Below are 16,100 nucleotides of genomic sequence, written 5' to 3' on the forward strand. Positions count from 1 at the left end.
ATTTTCCTTCCTTATTTACTCTGTCAGCAGCATGATGGCAGCAGGCGGCAAATAAAGCTCGACCTCTGTACAGTCCTTCTTCTGCATCCCATCTAGTCCAAAAGGCAGCTGGCAGCGCAGAATCGTTTCTGCTTTTGCCCCATGGGGTCTAAGCAAAAGAATGAAGCAGTCCGGATTTTCCAAATACCCTTCTACTGTACATTTGCAACGATTTTCCCTTGGATCCTCTGGTCTTGCCAGTCTGAGATCCCCTTCTCTGATTCCAACATAGCAGGCTGCGCCGGCTCTGTCCTGCGCCTTCTTCGCCCAAAGCTTTAGATTCCAGTCCTGCGCATATACCCATCCGCCCGATTGACATATTGCCCGAGAAAAATTTCTGCAGCCTAAAAGCTGTGCGCCTTTTTTCGTTTTGGGATTGCGATAAAGCTCTGTCTTTTCTCCGATGTTCTCTATAACGCCTTCACCCATAACTGCAATACGACTTGCCATACGATAACTCTCCTCTATATCGTGGGAAACCAAAATGGCAGTTTTTCCAAAGTCTTTCAAAAGCAGCTTAATCTCCTGCTCCATCCTCTGACGAAGATGAGAATCAAGCGCCGAAAAGGGTTCGTCCAAAAGCAGTATTTCCGGAGCTGAAAGCAACATTCGGGCGAGGGAAGTTCGCTGTCTTTGTCCACCGGAAAGCTGCGCAGGATAGTGATTCATCAAATTCTTTAATCCCATTCGTTCAATCATATCCAAAGCTAAGCTTTTCCGAAGGGATTTTTTTCTGCGATAAGCGCCTGCCATAATATTTTCCAGTACCGTCATTGAGGAAAACAAGGCATAATCCTGAAACAAAAGCCCCGTATGCCTCTGCTGCGGCGGCAAGTCGATACCCTTTGCCGAATCAAATAGCACCTTTTGATTCAGTACAATCCGGCCACAATCCGGTTTTTCAATTCCTGCAATGCATTTCAGCGTCATAGTCTTTCCGCACCCTGAAGAGCCTAATATTGCCAACGTTTCTTCACCTGCCTGAAATTGTACTGACAGCTGAAAATTCCCAAGTCTCTTTTCAATATCTACTTCTACGGCCACTTTTCTTTCCCCTTTCCTGCTTTCTTTCCAGCAGATTCACAGCTAAAAGTACAATAAAGGAAATACCCAAATTGACAAGTACCCACCTGCCCGCTAGCCCGTCCTGTCCGGTCTGCCACAGTTGGTAAACTGTCGTTGAAATTGTAGCGGTTTTTCCCGGCATGTACCCTGACACCATACTGGTTGCTCCATATTCGCCAAGACCTCTTGCAAAAGTCAAAACCGTTCCTGCAAGAATTCCCTGTCTGCATTCCGCCATACGAATATGCCAAAAAACATACGTATCCGTCAGCCCTAAGGTTCTGCCCGCATATGCCAAATTTTCATCGAAGGATTCAAATGCACCTCGCGCCGTTCTATACATCAGCGGAAAAACGACTACTGCAGTTGCAAAGATAGCAGACCACCACTGCATAGTCAGTTTGACATCGAACATCTCAAGAAGCCAGCTTCCAACCATTCGCCTTGGACCCAGTATTTTCAGCAGCAGAAAGCCTATCACCGTAGGCGGCAGTACAAGGGGCAGGGTTAGAGCTACGTCTAAACAGCCTTTGACAAGTCGCGGTAATTTGGAAATGCAGTATGCCGCAGCAATCCCTGAAAAAAATACCAAAACTGTACTGATTAAGGCAATACGCAGCGAATTCAGCAGCGGAAACCAATCCATACTTTTCTCTCCTTCTATACTTCAAGTTATCACTGCTACACGGGTGTAAAGCCATACTTTAAAAATACAGCAGCAGCTTCTTCGCCCTGCAAAAAGTCTAAAAATGCTTTTGCCTCTTCAAGTTTTTTTGATGTATCCAGCAAAGCCGCCGGATAGATAACCTGTCCGCACATCTTTTCCTCCGCAGTATCCACTACGGTTAATCCCGCAGTCTTTGCATCTGTCTCATAGATAATGCCGCAATCTACCATTGCCTCTGTCAACTGGGTTGTAACTTCTTTTACATTGCTGCCGTAGGTAATCAGTCCTGCCTTAGACAGCGCCTGTTCTGAAAGCCCCAGGTAATCCAAAATCTTCTGGGTATACTGCCCTACAGGTACATCGCTGTTACCCATGGCTAAAATAATCGTTCCCTCTTCAAGCCCTTTTTTTAGATCCTCAAAGGATTCTATTTCTGCGGGATTTCCCTCCGGCACTGTTAGAACCACCTTGTTCTCCAAAATATCAAAGCGGCTGTCCTCTACACGGTCAGAAAGAGCATCCATCTGCTGCTGGGCTGCGGATATAAAGATGTCGCACGCTCCACCTTCTTCAATTTGGGTCAGCAGCGTTCCTGAAGAGTCGAAATTAAATACCAGCTTTACTTCTTTATTCTCCTGCATATATGTATTTCCAAGTTCTGTCAAGACTTCAGTCATAGAAGCTGCTGCAAATACGTGCAGCTCTGCAGGCTCTGTTTCTTTCTCCCTTTCTCCGCAGCTCCCAAGTAAAAGCAGAAGTATCATTGTCAGCAATATTGCTGCCTGTTTACATGTTTTTTTCATCGCTTGCCTCCTCATCATACCGTTATATTCCTACAAGAATAACGGTGCTTCCAGTAAAGCAGGAATTCTTTCATTCCTGCCTTACTTTTCCATATTGGTTATATCAGCTTTTCCAAAGTTCTGCGGGTTAGTACTTCTAGCAGATGTACCTTATAGGCATTTTCTGCAAGGGGTACACAATCTTCAACAGCAAGGGCTGCTGCTTCCTCTGCTACTTGGCGAGTCAGATCTTTTCCGCGAAGAAACTCTTCTACTTGGTGCATCCGCTTTGGAACCGGCGCTGCCGCTCCAAATACGACTCTGATGTCCTTGACCTTCTGTCCGTCCATATCCGCATTTAACGCGATGCTTAGGATTGGGAAATCGATGGACTTTCTGGTTCTATGCTTGTAGTAAATCTGCTTGTTTCCGGCTGCCGCTTGCGGCACACGAATTTTCGTAACGATTTCGCCTTTTTCCAGCACGGTAGAGCCCATAACAGCCGCCTTAAAGAAATGCTCTGCCAAAATCTCCCGTTCATTTGTTACGATCATCGCATCAAGTGCAATTAGGGCTGTGCCTACATCCGTAGGACTGACAGCTACACATCCGCAGTTTAAGCAGCGCTCTGCCTCCTGCAAAATTTCTTCTATGTTGAGGGTCGTAGAAATTTCTTTATACAGTTCCCGCTCCTCTAAAGGTGCATTGGCAGTCTTTGCTTTTTCCGTTTTCTGCAGCGCATATGAGCTGAAGGAGATTTTTTCGCCTCTTTCAGTCTGTACCACTTCCTCCATTCCGCCGATGGTTTCGCAGATGGACTTTGCACAGTTTCTTCCTTGGAAAATTGCCTTGACTGCAGTTGCCGGGCCATAGGCTGCATCTCCTGCTGCAAAGATTGCTTCTTCAAAGGTCTTTCCGCTTTCTTTTTCAGAAAGCGCAATCAGTCTGCCGCCGCTGCTTAAGGACTCAAAGCCTTCTAAATCAATGGTCTGTCCGATTGCAACTATGACATTATCTGCCTCAAGCTCTCTGGTTACATCCTGAACCGGCGCAATATTCCCAAGCCCCGTTTCATCCTCATCGATTTTTTCCATTTGCTGTAGTACCAGCGTTTTAACTTCTCCGTTTTCTCCTTTGATGACCTTCTGCAAGGTGGTCAAATCCAGAATTTGTACGCCCTCTTCCAGCGCTTCTGTAATTTCCTCCTCTTCTGCCGGCATTTCGTCATATGGCAGAATACTCAGCAGAGTAACTTCCTTTGCTCCCATCTTTCTTGCACTTCGACAAACGTCGAAGGAAGTATTACCGCCGCCGATAACGACTACTTTTTCTCCCAGCTTCTGCGGTACTCTGTCCGCTGCTTTTTGCAGAAATTCAAGGGCATTGAGTACGCCTTCTGCATCTTTTCCCTCAAATTCAAGACCCAGTGAAACCCATGCACCAATTCCTACAAGAACAATATCACATTCCTTGTATAAATCTTCCAGTGTAACAGTTTCTCCTACCTTGGTATTCATCCTGAAGTTCACACCCAGACCCAGCAAGATTTCCTTATATCTTGCCAAGATTTCCTTTGGCAGTCTGTAGGACGGAATTCCGTAATACAGCATACCGCCGATTTCCGGATTCTGATCCAGTATCGTCACTGTATGTCCCGCCTGCCGCAGATAAAATGCCGCTGATAATCCGGCAGGACCACTGCCGATAACGGTAACCTTTTTGCCGCTTTCTTTCTTAGGCGGGGTAATGAAATCTTCCGGATGTTCCAGCACATAATCGCCGAGAAAACGTTCTGCTTCCCTAACGGAGACACTTTCATCAAATTTCTTTCTGTTGCAGGTCTGCTCACAGGTATGAGGACAGATTCTGCCCGTTACCGCTGCCAATGGATTGACTTCAAAGAGAATCTTTGCAGCACCTGCAATATCGCCGCTGCGCAGCCGCTCCATATAAGCCGGTATGTTGGTAGAGTTTGGACACTCCACTTGGCACGGCGGATCGCAGACTTTGAAAGCTCCGAAAACTGAATGATATAGATTGTTTCCTACCACTGCGTTGCAGCGTTCTCCGCCTTTTCTAAGACAGTTAAACTTATCGCCCTGATAGCGATAATACCAGCAGCGTACCTGTTGGCAGATGTTGCCGCCGACTGTCGCAACGTGTCTGATTTGTGGCGATGCAACTGTTCTTGCCGCCTCTGCCAATGCCGGAAAAATTTGGTTGATTTCCGCATTTTTCTCAATTTCAGAAAGTGTTGTTGCCGCGCCCAGCGTTAAATAGTTTTCATCTTTGATAATACCTTGTAAATCCTCCGCCTTTTTCAAAGATACTATTTCATTAATTTGCTGTGGCAAAATGCCTTCCCTAATGACGCCGATCAGGTCTGTGCCGCCTCCCATAGGCCAGGAGGAATCACCTTTTTCCTTCAGCAGCGCGGAAGCTTCCTTTGCGCTTCCTGCATAATATACTTCTAAATCTTTCATGCTCTGTTTCCTCCCTTTTCCATCAGTTTGTTTAAAACTTTCGCAGGTGTAATGGACTGATCGTCAATTCTGATTCCCACAGCATTATAAATTGCGTTGGCAATGGCTGCACCGGCGCCTGTAAATGCCCCTTCTGCCATGCCTGCAGCGCCATATTTTCCAAGACCTTTCCATTCCTCTATCAAAACAGGGATAATCTGTTTTGGAAAATCTGCCATGGTCATCATTTTATAGTCGATATAGTTATTGTTTAAAACAGTTCCAGTCTCTTTATCGTAGTGAAGTTCTTCAAAGAGGACTTCTCCGATTCCCATGGCCTGTCCGCTGATCTGATGACTTTCTGCTCCGGAGGCGTGCATAACGCAGCCCACATCATTGAGGACTACCATATCGGTTACCTCAACCTGGCCTGTTTCAATATCTACCTCTACATCTGCAAACCATGCGCCAAATGGCAATCCTGCTTCCTCTCTCACATTATGGCGCGCATGATGAATATGAATTGGTACACAGTCGGTATGCAGCATGAACCATTCAACACCAATACGGTTTTCCGGCTTTACCTTTTCAAAGACATACCCGTCTTCGATTTCCAATTCTTCCGGACTTTTTTCCATATATTCGCCGACTCTGCGCAGGATTTCACTCTTTAGCTTCTGCGCACCTTCTGCCATCGCCTCTGCGTAAAGGAAAGAAACGACACTGTCTGTCGGTGCATTATCCCGCAGTCCCAATTCCGTATCGCCAAGTGGTGTCCACAGAATATCTTCCGGTTTAATATTGAGATAATGCAGATTTTCTGCACAGGCAAAGACTGCTGCACTGTTGCCGCCAGCTCCTGTTTCTGAGGTCGGCGCTTGAATAATTACCGACATATCCGGATTCAGTCTGATGCTCACTTCATAGAAGCCGCGCGTTAATTCATTAAGTTCTGCATGCCACTGATTCCATACAGCTACACCCATGCCACGTTTTTTACATCCTTCAATCAACTGCCCTTCACCGGCCTTATGGCGATTTTTCCAGCCGATTATTTTTGCACCTTCGTCCAGCACTCTGCAAATACTCCGATTCTTTTCCCCCGGCCAATTAAAGTCATTGGTGCAGTTCAGCTTAATAATATCTATCACATCAATGCCGGTTCTTTCCGCCAGTTCATCTAACAGCGACATAAAGCACCAGCAAAGCTGCACATTCCCGATACCGCGTACGACACCACCCGGAACTTTATTTGTAAACCAAGTATAGGAATACAGGCTGACATGTTCAACAGGAGCAAAGGCTCTGTTCATGGTTTCACTGACAATGAACTCTACATTATGGTCACAGCCGCCGATATATGCGCCGCTGTTTCCCTCTGCGATCATTTCCATACCGGTAATCTTTCCGCTATTTGTGCAGGCTGCTTTAATTTTATATCGATTTTCACTTCGGGTTTCGTGAAACTCTTCATGGTTTGTCATCTTATATCTGACAGGCCTGCCTCCCGCTCTTTTTGACAGATACGCAGTAATCATAAAGAAGATATCTTCCCCAGTGTTCCATTTACCCATATGTGCGCCGCTGTTTCCGTTCCTGACACGGATTTTATTTAAAGGAACATGGGTATAATCGTGAAGATACATTCTGGTTTGGTCACTCATATAATGGTTGGTCCAAACGTCCATTTTGTCCTCATCCCAGCGTATCACGCAGCCTCTGTACTCCAAACAGCCATGGGTGCTGACCCCGCCATAGGTTTTTTCTACCTCCAGTACAAAGTCAGCTTCCCGCAAAGATTTTTCTACATCTCCTCTCTTATAGAAGAGATGGTTCTCAATTCCATCTTCACTGTGTCTAAGCTGGTTTGTAGAAGGGTTCAGTTCCGGATGCAAAATCGGTGCATCCGGCTTTTTCGCCTCATCCATTTCATATACAGCCGGAAAAATTTCCCACTTAATGTCGATTAGTTTTAAAGCTTCATCTGCAATTTCAGGGGTTTCAGCCGCAACTGCAACTCCCATATGATCTCCGACCCAAAGACCTGTCTGCGGTAAGAAATCCCTGTCCCAATAACGCGTAATCGTATCCGACTCTTTTGGCGTAATGGCAATATCTGTCCACGCATGGGTGGTTCTGCCAAGCGCCCGGATTTCTTCATCGTCATAGCGAAGCACTGCAAAAACGCCCGGCAGCTCCTCGGCTTTCGTCGTATTCATCTTTAAAATTCTTGCATGGGGATACGGGCACTGCAAAATCTTTGCATAGAGCATGCCCGGCAGTTTTCCCTTCAAGGTGATATCATCCAAATACTGGGTTTTCCCGAGGGTCTTCTCCTTGGCATCAATCTTCGGACGATATGTACCCATATAACGTTTTTGCTCTCTCGGCACATAGGCAATCCTATCTTTACTCATTTGAAGCCTCCTTTGCCTCTTCCCTGCACTTGCAAATATGGTCTGCGGCTTTTTCTACCGCTTTGTGGATTCCGTGATAGCAACCGCAGCGGCAAATATGACCTGACAATGCTTCCGTAATTTCTTCGTCTGTGGGGTTTGGATTTTCATTGAGTAAAGAATGCGTTTCCATAACAAAGCCCGGCGTACAAAAACCACACTGCATGGCAGTCCCTTCTCCGGGTCCGTATGTATTGACAAAAGCATCAACCACAGGATCACTTCCATCTAAGCCCTCTATAGTCAAAATATCACATCCATCTGCATCGGTTACCAGCATCATACACGAAAGTGCTGATTTACCATTTATTAAAACCGTACACGCACCACAAGCACCCTGCTCGCAGGATACGCGTACGCCTGTCAAACCGAAGTGTTCTCTCAGCACCTTTGACAGTGTATCCGCCTCTTCATAATCCCTTCCCTTTTTCAAGGCATAGGCACGTCCATTTACATTCATTTGAATTACATCTTTGTTCATTTTGTTTGCCCCTTTCTCTCCATGGCAATCACTTTTTACTTATACCTATAAATACAGCAAAAAATATGCCAAAGGCTGTTTTCATGATTTTCTGTTGTTTTTCAACCCTTTTCGGGTCCCCATCTTTTTCTTTCGCCGGCAATAGTTTCTAAATTGAAACATTTATCGATTTTAGTTTCATTTTTGTAACTTCACAATTTTATCAAGTACAGCCTCCGGCGTAATGGACTGCTCGTCAACCCTTATCCCCACCGCATTATATATGGCGTTTGCAATGGCTGCTCCCGTTCCCGTAAAAGCGCCTTCTGCCATGCCAGCTGCACCATATCTGCCAAGTCCTTGCCATTCTTCTACCAAAATCGGTGTAATCTGCTTTGGAAAATCCGCCATGGTCATCATCTTGTAATCGATGTAGTTGTTATTGAGTATTGTTCCTGTTTCAAAGTCATAGTGCAGCTGCTCCATCAGCACCTCGCCTACGCCCATAGCCTGTCCGCTGATCTGATGACTTTCTGCGCCGGAAGCGTGCATAACACACCCCACATCGTTGACAACGACCATATCGACAACTTCTACATTGCCCAGCTCTGTATCCACTTCAACTTCCACAAACCAGGCTCCGAAAGGAAGCCCCGCCTGTTCTCTCACGTTGTGTCTTGCATGATGAATATGAATCGGCACACAATCTGTATGTAGCATAAACCACTCTACACCGACTCTGTTCTCCGGATTAGCTCGCTCATAGACTTCCCCGTGTTCAATGTCTAAAAGAGAAGGTTCTTTCTCCATATATTCGCCGACTCTGCGCAAAATCTCAGCTTTCAATTTCTCTGCAGCCTCTACCATTGCCTCGGCATAAAGGAAAGAAATTACACTGTCGGTTGGCGCATTATCTCTTAATCCAAGCTCTGTATCGCCAAGAGGCGTCCACAAAATATCCTCCGGTTTTACATCCAGATAGGCAAGATTTTCCGCACAGGCAAAAACTGCGGCGCTGTTGCCTCCTGCACCAGTCTCTGAGGTTGGCGCTTGAATGATTACAGACATATCGGGATTTAATCGAATGCTGACTTCGTAAAACCCTCGTGTCAGCTCGTTTAATTCTGCGTGCCATTGATTCCAGATAGCTACTCCCTTGCCTCTTTTCTTGTACCCATCAATGAAAGGACCCTTGCCCGCCTTGTGGCGATTACCCCAGCCGATTGCCTCTGCGCCGAGGTCTAACACCTTGCAAATGCTGTGATTGGCTTCCCCCTGCCAGTTGACATCGTTACCACAATTCATTTTTAAAATTTCCAGCACATCAATGCCCGTTTTTTCTGCCAGTTCATCAAGCAGCGCCATGAAGGTCCAACATAGCTGCACATTACCAATGCCGCGTACCACGCCGCCCGGAATTCTGTTGGTGAACCAGGTATAGGAATGCATTCGGATATGGTTTACCGGCGCAAAGTCTCTGTCCAGCACTTCCCGTACCAGAAACTCCACATTATGGTCGCAGGCCCCAATATATGCCCCCGTATTACCCTCGCAAATCATATCCAGCGCCAGCACCTTTCCTTCCTTGGTGCATCCGGCCTTTACTCTGTACCGATTTAGATTTCTTGTCTCATGGAATTCCTCATGGTTGGTCATCTTGTAGCGCACCGGTTTTCCTGCCCGCTTAGATAAGTAAGCTGTAATGATGAAAAAGATATCTTCTCCTGTATTCCATTTTCCCATATGTGCGCCGCTGTTTCCGTTTCTGACGCGAATTTTGTTAAGAGGCACGTGGGTGTAATCATGGAGAAACATTCTCGTCTGATCGGACATATAGTGATTGGTCCATACATCCATCTTGTCCTCTCTCCAGTCGATGACACAGCCACGGTACTCCAAGCAGCCGTGAGTCGATACCCCACCATAGGTCTTGTCCACTTCTAAAATAAAGTCTGCAGCTTCCATATTTTTGTCCACATCTCCGCGACTGTAGTAAAGATCGTTTTCAATGCCATCTTCACTGTGGCGCAGCTGGTTTGTCGTCTCATCTAATTCCGGATGAATGATAACCGCATCTGCTTGTTTGGCTTCCTCCATCTCATAAATAGCGGGCAAAATTTCCCACTTGATCTCCACCAGTTTTAGCGCCTCTTCAGCAATCTCCGGTGACTCCGCTGCAACTGCTACGCCCATATGGTCGCCAACCCAAAGTCCTGTTTCCGGCAAAAACTCCCGATCCCAATATCGCATGACGGTGTCGACATCCTTCGGTGTAATCGCAATATCTGTCCAGCAATGGGTAGTTCTTCCTAATGCGCGAATTTCCGGATCGTCACATCGAAGCACTGCCCACACACCAGGCAAGGCCTCTGCTTTTTCCGTATTCATCTTAAGAACCTTCGCATGTGGATAAGGACACTCTAAAATCTTTGCATAGAGCATTCCCGGCAGTTTTCCCTTCAAGGTAATATCGTCGAGATATTGGGTTTTCCCCAAAGTTTTCTCCTTAGCATCAATCTTTGGCCTGTATGTACCCATATAGCGTTTCTGTTCCCTTGGTACATAATGGGTTTTTACTTTCTCCATGACTTTCTACTCCTTCCTCCATATATCTTTATATAAAGCAAAATATATGCCAGTACTCTTCTGCGCAGCATAACTCTCTGTCCTGCTGTAAATTTCAATCCTTTCAACTAAATCATGTTCTCTCCAACGTTCCTTTTATTGTTTCAATTTCGATATACAGTTTCATCATTGCAACCTTTTCTTGAAACATGTATCTAAAGAAATAACAGGGAGCACAACTTAAAATCATGCCACCTGTTATTTTATTTAGCCGTTTGAATTTGCTTTCATGTCAATTACCATGTAGTCGTGGGCCGATGCCGGCATCAAGGTATTCTTTGCAAGGCCTCGATAATCCTTACCGTACATATCCCAAATATTGGTATTGCACATCAGTTCCTGGGTTCTGCCTATAAACTCACCATTTTCATACACCATGCCAAATTGTATCGGAAGGGCGTAGCCTCCTATGTTGTTATAGGAACCTGCCAAAGAGAAGAACACATAGATTGCCCGCTCTTCTCCTACCAGGGTATCCAGTGCTTGGTGCTGACCAGTAATTGTCAGACCCACTGGACGGATTTCAGGAATTCCTGTGCCACCAATGCCGCCCAAACAAGGTACATTCTCCGGCTTAGCCTCTGCGCTTCCCGTATTTTCAAGCCCGTATTTCAGACTGACGCTTTTATCGGTGTACGGTCTTAAAAAAGTACCGTCTTTGACAAACTCTACCACGCCGCCGTCGATGATGGTGCCCTCCGCGTCAAAGAAAGGTCTTCCGATATACTTTACAGGGTCACTATACTGTATCAAGTTAAAATCCTTGCTGAACACCTGCTTGCCCTGCTGCCCGCAAAGCAGCGAGCCGCCGGCACCATAATGCTGCCCGTTGAGTTCCCGTTCAAAACAGGTGTTGATGAATCCATAATAAACGTTGAAGCAATCCGTTGTCGATATAATAATCGGATAAGTTTTTCCCTCTTCGACGGTGATTACATTCTCATAATTTGCAAGAACCCGCTCTGCATGGGCAAATATCTCATCAGGCTCGAAGGTTCTGCTTTTATACGGAATTGCGCCATCGCTGATGTTGATTCCATCACGCATTTTTAGATTGATTTCCCCTAAATAATACCGGTCTTTGAAAGACAAATCCAATCCTTGGGTATTTTCAAGCTTATGCTCTTCTTCTACAATCCGAATAGAATTGCTGAAAATAATGCCCGGAAATCTCTTTTTTAAGCGAATTACCAAATCCTCACACTGATTCTCGAACGCCTTATAATCCGGCTCTTTTTCTCCTTCTGTCATATCCATGTGACAAACTTTTTCTTCTTCCGGAGCCGGCTCATACGGCACTTGATAGCGGAGCATTTCCTCCGCCCCGCGAAACATCTTATCTTCGTCGCAGTCACTTTCAGTGTATTTCAGCCCAATTAAACCGTTGTCATAAACTCGAAAGCCTTTCTTCTTGCTCCTGCGCTTGCGAGTTGCGTCCAATCTCGAATTGAGGAATACAGCTGCATACTCAGTGCTGTTAATTTCATATTTTTCTCTGATCATTGCCATTCCTCCTTATACGACACTCATAGACTTAAATCTGACATACGGTCCGCCGTCAGAAGTTGCAAGTCCTAGCTGTGGCGGCTTACCGCAGCGAATATAGTATGCCGGCTTCAAAATAACCTCAGCCGTTCTGCCCTCGATGGCTGCCAGCGCATCTTTACATCTTGAAAAAATTAGTGATACAGCAACTGGTTTTGTAATCTTTCCATTTTCAATCAGGTAACATCTACCGGGCGCAATACTGAACACATCCATGCCTCCACCTGCGATATAGGTATCCGCAAAAATGCCCTTTTCGATTCCTTTGAATAAATCTTCCATAGGCATAGTGCCCGGATTAAGGTAAACCGTGGTCATTCTCACCATAGGCTCCCATGTATAATCAATCGCTCTGGCATTTCCCGTCATCGGAAGATTTAGTTCAGCTGCTGCAGCAGCATTTGTCATTCTATCACCGACACAGCCTTCTTTTACAATAGCAGTTGGTCTCGACCTAGTTCCCTCATCATCAAAAGGCAAATAAATAGATGACTCAATTTCTCCATCATCCACAATGGAAATACCCCTATCACAAAACTCCTCGCCCATATTCCAAATCTTTTCCATACCTGGTGAATCTACGAAGAAATCGCCTTCACTTTTATGCCCCACACTTTCGTGGCAGAGAAGTCCGGTATTCTCTGGAGAAAATACTACAGGGTAGGCGCCTGGCTCTGCACTGACACACTCGCGCACAAACTCTTCTGCCTTCTGAATGTGCTCCGTAATCTCTCTGTCCACACTTTCATCAAGGTCAGATAACCGATGTCCAAACTTTTCATAATTTTCTACAAGCACATTCTCTCCGCAAGCAAAAGTTCCGGACAGTACCAGCGATAAAACCTCTTCATCGTAATAAAGATTTGCACCTTTGCTGGAATAAAACTCTCTCACATTGTGAATTAGAAGCAGCTGCGTTGTTAAATCGGTCATCAAAGAACACTGAGATACGTACTGCTTTGGATATTTTGAAACCACTGCAATTTTCTCATCCAAAGACAGGTTTTGAAATCCGTCCTCATAAGAAAGCTTTCGATACTGATTTGCCTCCAGCTTCTTTATAATCGGGCTATCGTATACATTGGGATTTGGCGTAGCCTTTTCCGCCAGCACATCAATTTCCGTCTGAATGTTCTCTTTTCCGGTAAAGGAACTGTAGTACCAGCGATGACCGTCGTAAATGCGAAGGAATATACCTTCAACATCTTTCTCTTTTATTTCTGCCAAAACTTCTACGTCATAAGTCAGCTGGGTTTCACTGTAATTGTCAATTCTAATATCCGTATACAGATTTTCCGGAAACTTATACATAGCGTTTTCCCCCTTTATAAACAGTAAACGGCTCTTTGATTACGCTGGGTTCATCGTAAATACATTTTTGCAAAATCAACAAATCAGCAGCTTTTCCAGGCTCTACGCTCCCGTGGCTGTCTTCTACGCCAATGAGCTGCGCCGCAACGCAAGTTGCACTTTTTACCGCCTGCACCGGACTCATACCCGCTTCAATCATATAGAGAAATTCATCTCTTGCACTGCCAAATTCATTAAACGGGGTACCCGCATCTGTACCCAGCGCAATTTTTACACCGGATTTTAAAGCCAGCTGAAAACTTGCCCTGTGCGCATCCTTTGCCGTTTGTGCCTTTTCTACTAAATAGGCAGGCAGACTGTCCTTTTGTTTTAAAATCTCATAGACCGCAACCAAGGTCGGCACATAGAAAGTTCCCTTTTCCAGCATCCAGCCAATGACTTCCTCGTCCAGATAAAATCCATGCTCTACAGAATGAATACCTGCACGCACTGCATTTTTAATTCCTGCATTGCCCTGAGCGTGAGTCGCAGTCCGAACGCCTGCATGTTCTGCTTCTTCGATACCTGCTCTCAGCTCTTCATAGGTCAGCTGCGTTGATGTAGTTTTCACGCCTTTCGTCATCACGCCGCCAGTTGCCATCATTTTCAGATGACCTGCACCATCCTTTAAAAGCTGTCTGACGGCCTTTCTCATCTCATCAGGACTATCTACCTCTACGCCAAGCTGCCACCCGTGACCGCCAGTCATGCAAATCAGCTTACCACACGGCAAAATATCAGGTCCTGCAATCTGGTCTGCTTTCTTTGCTCTTGCAAGGTCAATATCGATATTCCGTGGATCTCCCATGCCTCTTACATAGGTGATTCCATTTTTTAGCAGCGCATCCATATGGTTGATTGCATCTATTGTCAGTGCTGCATCGCTTCTTGCCGCTATAACACCGGGATCAGGACAGAAAGAATCCATACAGAGATGTACATGACAATCTATCAGCCCCGGCATAATGGTCTTTTCAGTACAATTCACCCGCTCTGTGTCTTCTCCAAAGGAAAGCTGCCCGTGGGGGCAGACTTCCTTTATCATATCACCTTCGATATAGACATCGTAACCTTTACGGCTCTCTCCTTCATATACGTCTATCACATTTGCATTTTCAAGTAAAATCTTATTCTCCATCATAATTTCCCCTTTTCAATTACAGCAGTTCCTTAAATTCTTCTGTTGAATACGCAAGTCCAGCCTTTTTCTTTTCAAGGGCATCCTGCAACGCCGCGAAGTTCTTCTTCGTTACTGGATACTTATAAAGCGCTATGGTTGCTAAGATAAAGAATATCGTCGGAATCACAGTAATCACTGTGTTAAGTCCGGACAGTACTTCCGGAGTCTGTTCTGCCGCCATACCGTCATAGCCGATAAAGGTAAGAGAAAGACCTGCAACCCACATTGCAAGGGCTCCGCCAGCTTTTTGGATAAAGGACATTAAGGCCACAATACTTCCTTCACGGCGTTTTCCATTGACAAACTCATCTACTTCACAGCTGTCATAGGACAAGGTAACATAGTGTGCAACAAAACATCCGTTGCAGAGTACCAGCCCAACGATATAAATGTAGAAGGCAATTCTATTTTCCAAACTCATAAAGAAACAGATAATACCTACAATAACCTGAATTATGGCTACACCCATCAAAACTTCTCTCTTGCCTATACTGTTACAAAGCTTATTGGCAAATGGGAGCATTACCATAATCGCTACACTGAATACTATCCAGAACAGACTCTGCTCCTCAGGAGTCAATCTTGCCAGATTATTCATAACATAGACTAAATTGGTAGAAATTAGAAGCAGTCCAAACAAAGCAAGCATCATAGAAATTGTCAAAATTTTAAAAGTGCGAATCTTAAACAGTTCTTTAAAGGTTACCAGCAGGTTTTCTGTTTTCACATTTTCGGACTTCTGATAAGGCTGATCCCATCCTTTTGTGAAATAAACGCATACCGCACAAGTGATTAAAAGAATTGCCCCAGTAATCCATGCAGTATATTTCCAAGCGTCAGCTTCTTCTCCTCCATGGTTCAGGGTCCAGCTGAGTACCCACATCGGACCTGACGTACACAAAATTAGAATCGCATTTTCTAAAATCATAACTACAGTTCTAAGGGTATTTCTTTCGTTATAATCGGTAGTAATCTCTGCTCCAAAAGCAAAGAATGGAATTACCCACATTGTGAGAGTCAGCCAAAAACCCAGTGCTGCCACAACATAGTATGCCATTTGTGCAATTCCTGTAAAGTTTACCGGTGTAAAAAGCATAATTACAAATAATGCCAACGGAATAATCGCTCTGCACATATACGCCCTTCTTCTACCCATTGGGGACGTACAGTTATCCGACAATTTTCCCACAATTGGGTCTGTAATTGCATCCCACAGCACGCCGATTAAAGCAATCGTACCCGCTAACGCTGCAGGAGCTCCAGCCACGTCGGTCATAAAATATACGAAGTAAACATTAAATAAGTTCAGTGGCATCGCTTCACCAAATCCGCCCATACTATAGGCGATCTTGGCTCTCAAAGGTAATTTCTTGTCCATATGTATCCTCCTTTTCCATTATGGCACTGTGAACAGCCTTGTGCTGTCTTCTTTCATATATAAAGCAAGGAGTATGCCAATGCGTTTTTTT

General features: G+C 45.2%; 11 protein-coding genes. All 11 read right to left on the reverse strand.

The genetic code is table 11. From position 1 onward, the window contains the following. Window positions 1-15: 15 nt before the first annotated feature. Window positions 16-1,083: an ABC transporter ATP-binding protein gene (locus V1225_RS12225; RefSeq protein WP_251615998.1), complete on the reverse strand. Its 1,068-nt coding sequence runs from the start codon at window positions 1,081-1,083 to the stop codon at window positions 16-18. Then, window positions 1,061-1,750, reverse strand: coding sequence for a molybdate ABC transporter permease subunit (gene modB / locus V1225_RS12230; RefSeq protein ID WP_251616005.1), 690 nt, complete (start codon window positions 1,748-1,750; stop codon window positions 1,061-1,063). The genes V1225_RS12225 and modB overlap by 23 nt, the downstream gene beginning before the upstream one ends. A gap of 35 nt (window positions 1,751-1,785) precedes the next feature. Further along, window positions 1,786-2,574, reverse strand: coding sequence for a molybdate ABC transporter substrate-binding protein (gene modA / locus V1225_RS12235; RefSeq protein WP_161909383.1), 789 nt, complete (start codon window positions 2,572-2,574; stop codon window positions 1,786-1,788). A gap of 98 nt (window positions 2,575-2,672) precedes the next feature. Beyond that, window positions 2,673-5,036: an FAD-dependent oxidoreductase gene (locus V1225_RS12240; RefSeq protein WP_160200445.1), complete on the reverse strand. Its 2,364-nt coding sequence runs from the start codon at window positions 5,034-5,036 to the stop codon at window positions 2,673-2,675. Next, on the reverse strand, window positions 5,033-7,432 hold the full coding sequence (locus V1225_RS12245; protein ID WP_338546618.1) for a xanthine dehydrogenase family protein molybdopterin-binding subunit: 2,400 nt from the start codon (window positions 7,430-7,432) through the stop codon (window positions 5,033-5,035). Before V1225_RS12245 ends, V1225_RS12240 begins: the two co-directional genes overlap by 4 nt. Beyond that, complete coding sequence (locus tag V1225_RS12250; protein ID WP_160200447.1) at window positions 7,425-7,952, reverse strand: (2Fe-2S)-binding protein; 528 nt, start codon at window positions 7,950-7,952, stop codon at window positions 7,425-7,427. Before V1225_RS12250 ends, V1225_RS12245 begins: the two co-directional genes overlap by 8 nt. A gap of 177 nt (window positions 7,953-8,129) precedes the next feature. Further along, window positions 8,130-10,517, reverse strand: a complete 2,388-nt coding sequence (locus V1225_RS12255; protein WP_160200448.1) for a molybdopterin cofactor-binding domain-containing protein — start codon at window positions 10,515-10,517, stop codon at window positions 8,130-8,132. A 246-nt stretch (window positions 10,518-10,763) separates the two neighbouring features. Beyond that, window positions 10,764-12,059: a metallopeptidase TldD-related protein gene (locus V1225_RS12260; RefSeq protein ID WP_338546620.1), complete on the reverse strand. Its 1,296-nt coding sequence runs from the start codon at window positions 12,057-12,059 to the stop codon at window positions 10,764-10,766. Between the two features lie 12 nt (window positions 12,060-12,071). Further along, window positions 12,072-13,412: a TldD/PmbA family protein gene (locus tag V1225_RS12265; protein WP_338546622.1), complete on the reverse strand. Its 1,341-nt coding sequence runs from the start codon at window positions 13,410-13,412 to the stop codon at window positions 12,072-12,074. Next, complete coding sequence (locus V1225_RS12270; RefSeq protein WP_338546624.1) at window positions 13,405-14,592, reverse strand: amidohydrolase family protein; 1,188 nt, start codon at window positions 14,590-14,592, stop codon at window positions 13,405-13,407. Before V1225_RS12270 ends, V1225_RS12265 begins: the two co-directional genes overlap by 8 nt. Window positions 14,593-14,608: 16 nt before the next feature. Beyond that, window positions 14,609-16,009 (reverse strand): MFS transporter, encoded by a 1,401-nt coding sequence (locus tag V1225_RS12275; protein ID WP_251630540.1) that lies wholly within the window; start codon window positions 16,007-16,009, stop codon window positions 14,609-14,611. Between the last annotated feature and the right edge of the window lie 91 nt (window positions 16,010-16,100).

This window comes from Emergencia sp. JLR.KK010, assembly GCF_037018265.1.
In the GTDB taxonomy this organism is placed as follows: domain Bacteria; phylum Bacillota; class Clostridia; order Peptostreptococcales; family Anaerovoracaceae; genus Senimuribacter; species Senimuribacter intestinalis.

Bases quoted from the DNA above. Each gene is read 5' to 3' on its own strand.
- modB (WP_251616005.1), bottom strand. From the start codon at position 1,750: ATGGATTGGTTTCCGCTGCTGAATTCGCTGCGTATTGCCTTAATCAGT.
- modA (WP_161909383.1), bottom strand. From the start codon at position 2,574: ATGAAAAAAACATGTAAACAGGCAGCAATATTGCTGACAATGATACTT.
- V1225_RS12240 (WP_160200445.1), bottom strand. From the start codon at position 5,036: ATGAAAGATTTAGAAGTATATTATGCAGGAAGCGCAAAGGAAGCTTCC.
- V1225_RS12245 (WP_338546618.1), bottom strand. From the start codon at position 7,432: ATGAGTAAAGATAGGATTGCCTATGTGCCGAGAGAGCAAAAACGTTAT.
- V1225_RS12250 (WP_160200447.1), bottom strand. From the start codon at position 7,952: ATGAACAAAGATGTAATTCAAATGAATGTAAATGGACGTGCCTATGCC.
- V1225_RS12255 (WP_160200448.1), bottom strand. From the start codon at position 10,517: ATGGAGAAAGTAAAAACCCATTATGTACCAAGGGAACAGAAACGCTAT.
- V1225_RS12260 (WP_338546620.1), bottom strand. From the start codon at position 12,059: ATGATCAGAGAAAAATATGAAATTAACAGCACTGAGTATGCAGCTGTA.
- V1225_RS12265 (WP_338546622.1), bottom strand. From the start codon at position 13,412: ATGTATAAGTTTCCGGAAAATCTGTATACGGATATTAGAATTGACAAT.
- V1225_RS12270 (WP_338546624.1), bottom strand. From the start codon at position 14,592: ATGATGGAGAATAAGATTTTACTTGAAAATGCAAATGTGATAGACGTA.
- V1225_RS12275 (WP_251630540.1), bottom strand. From the start codon at position 16,009: ATGGACAAGAAATTACCTTTGAGAGCCAAGATCGCCTATAGTATGGGC.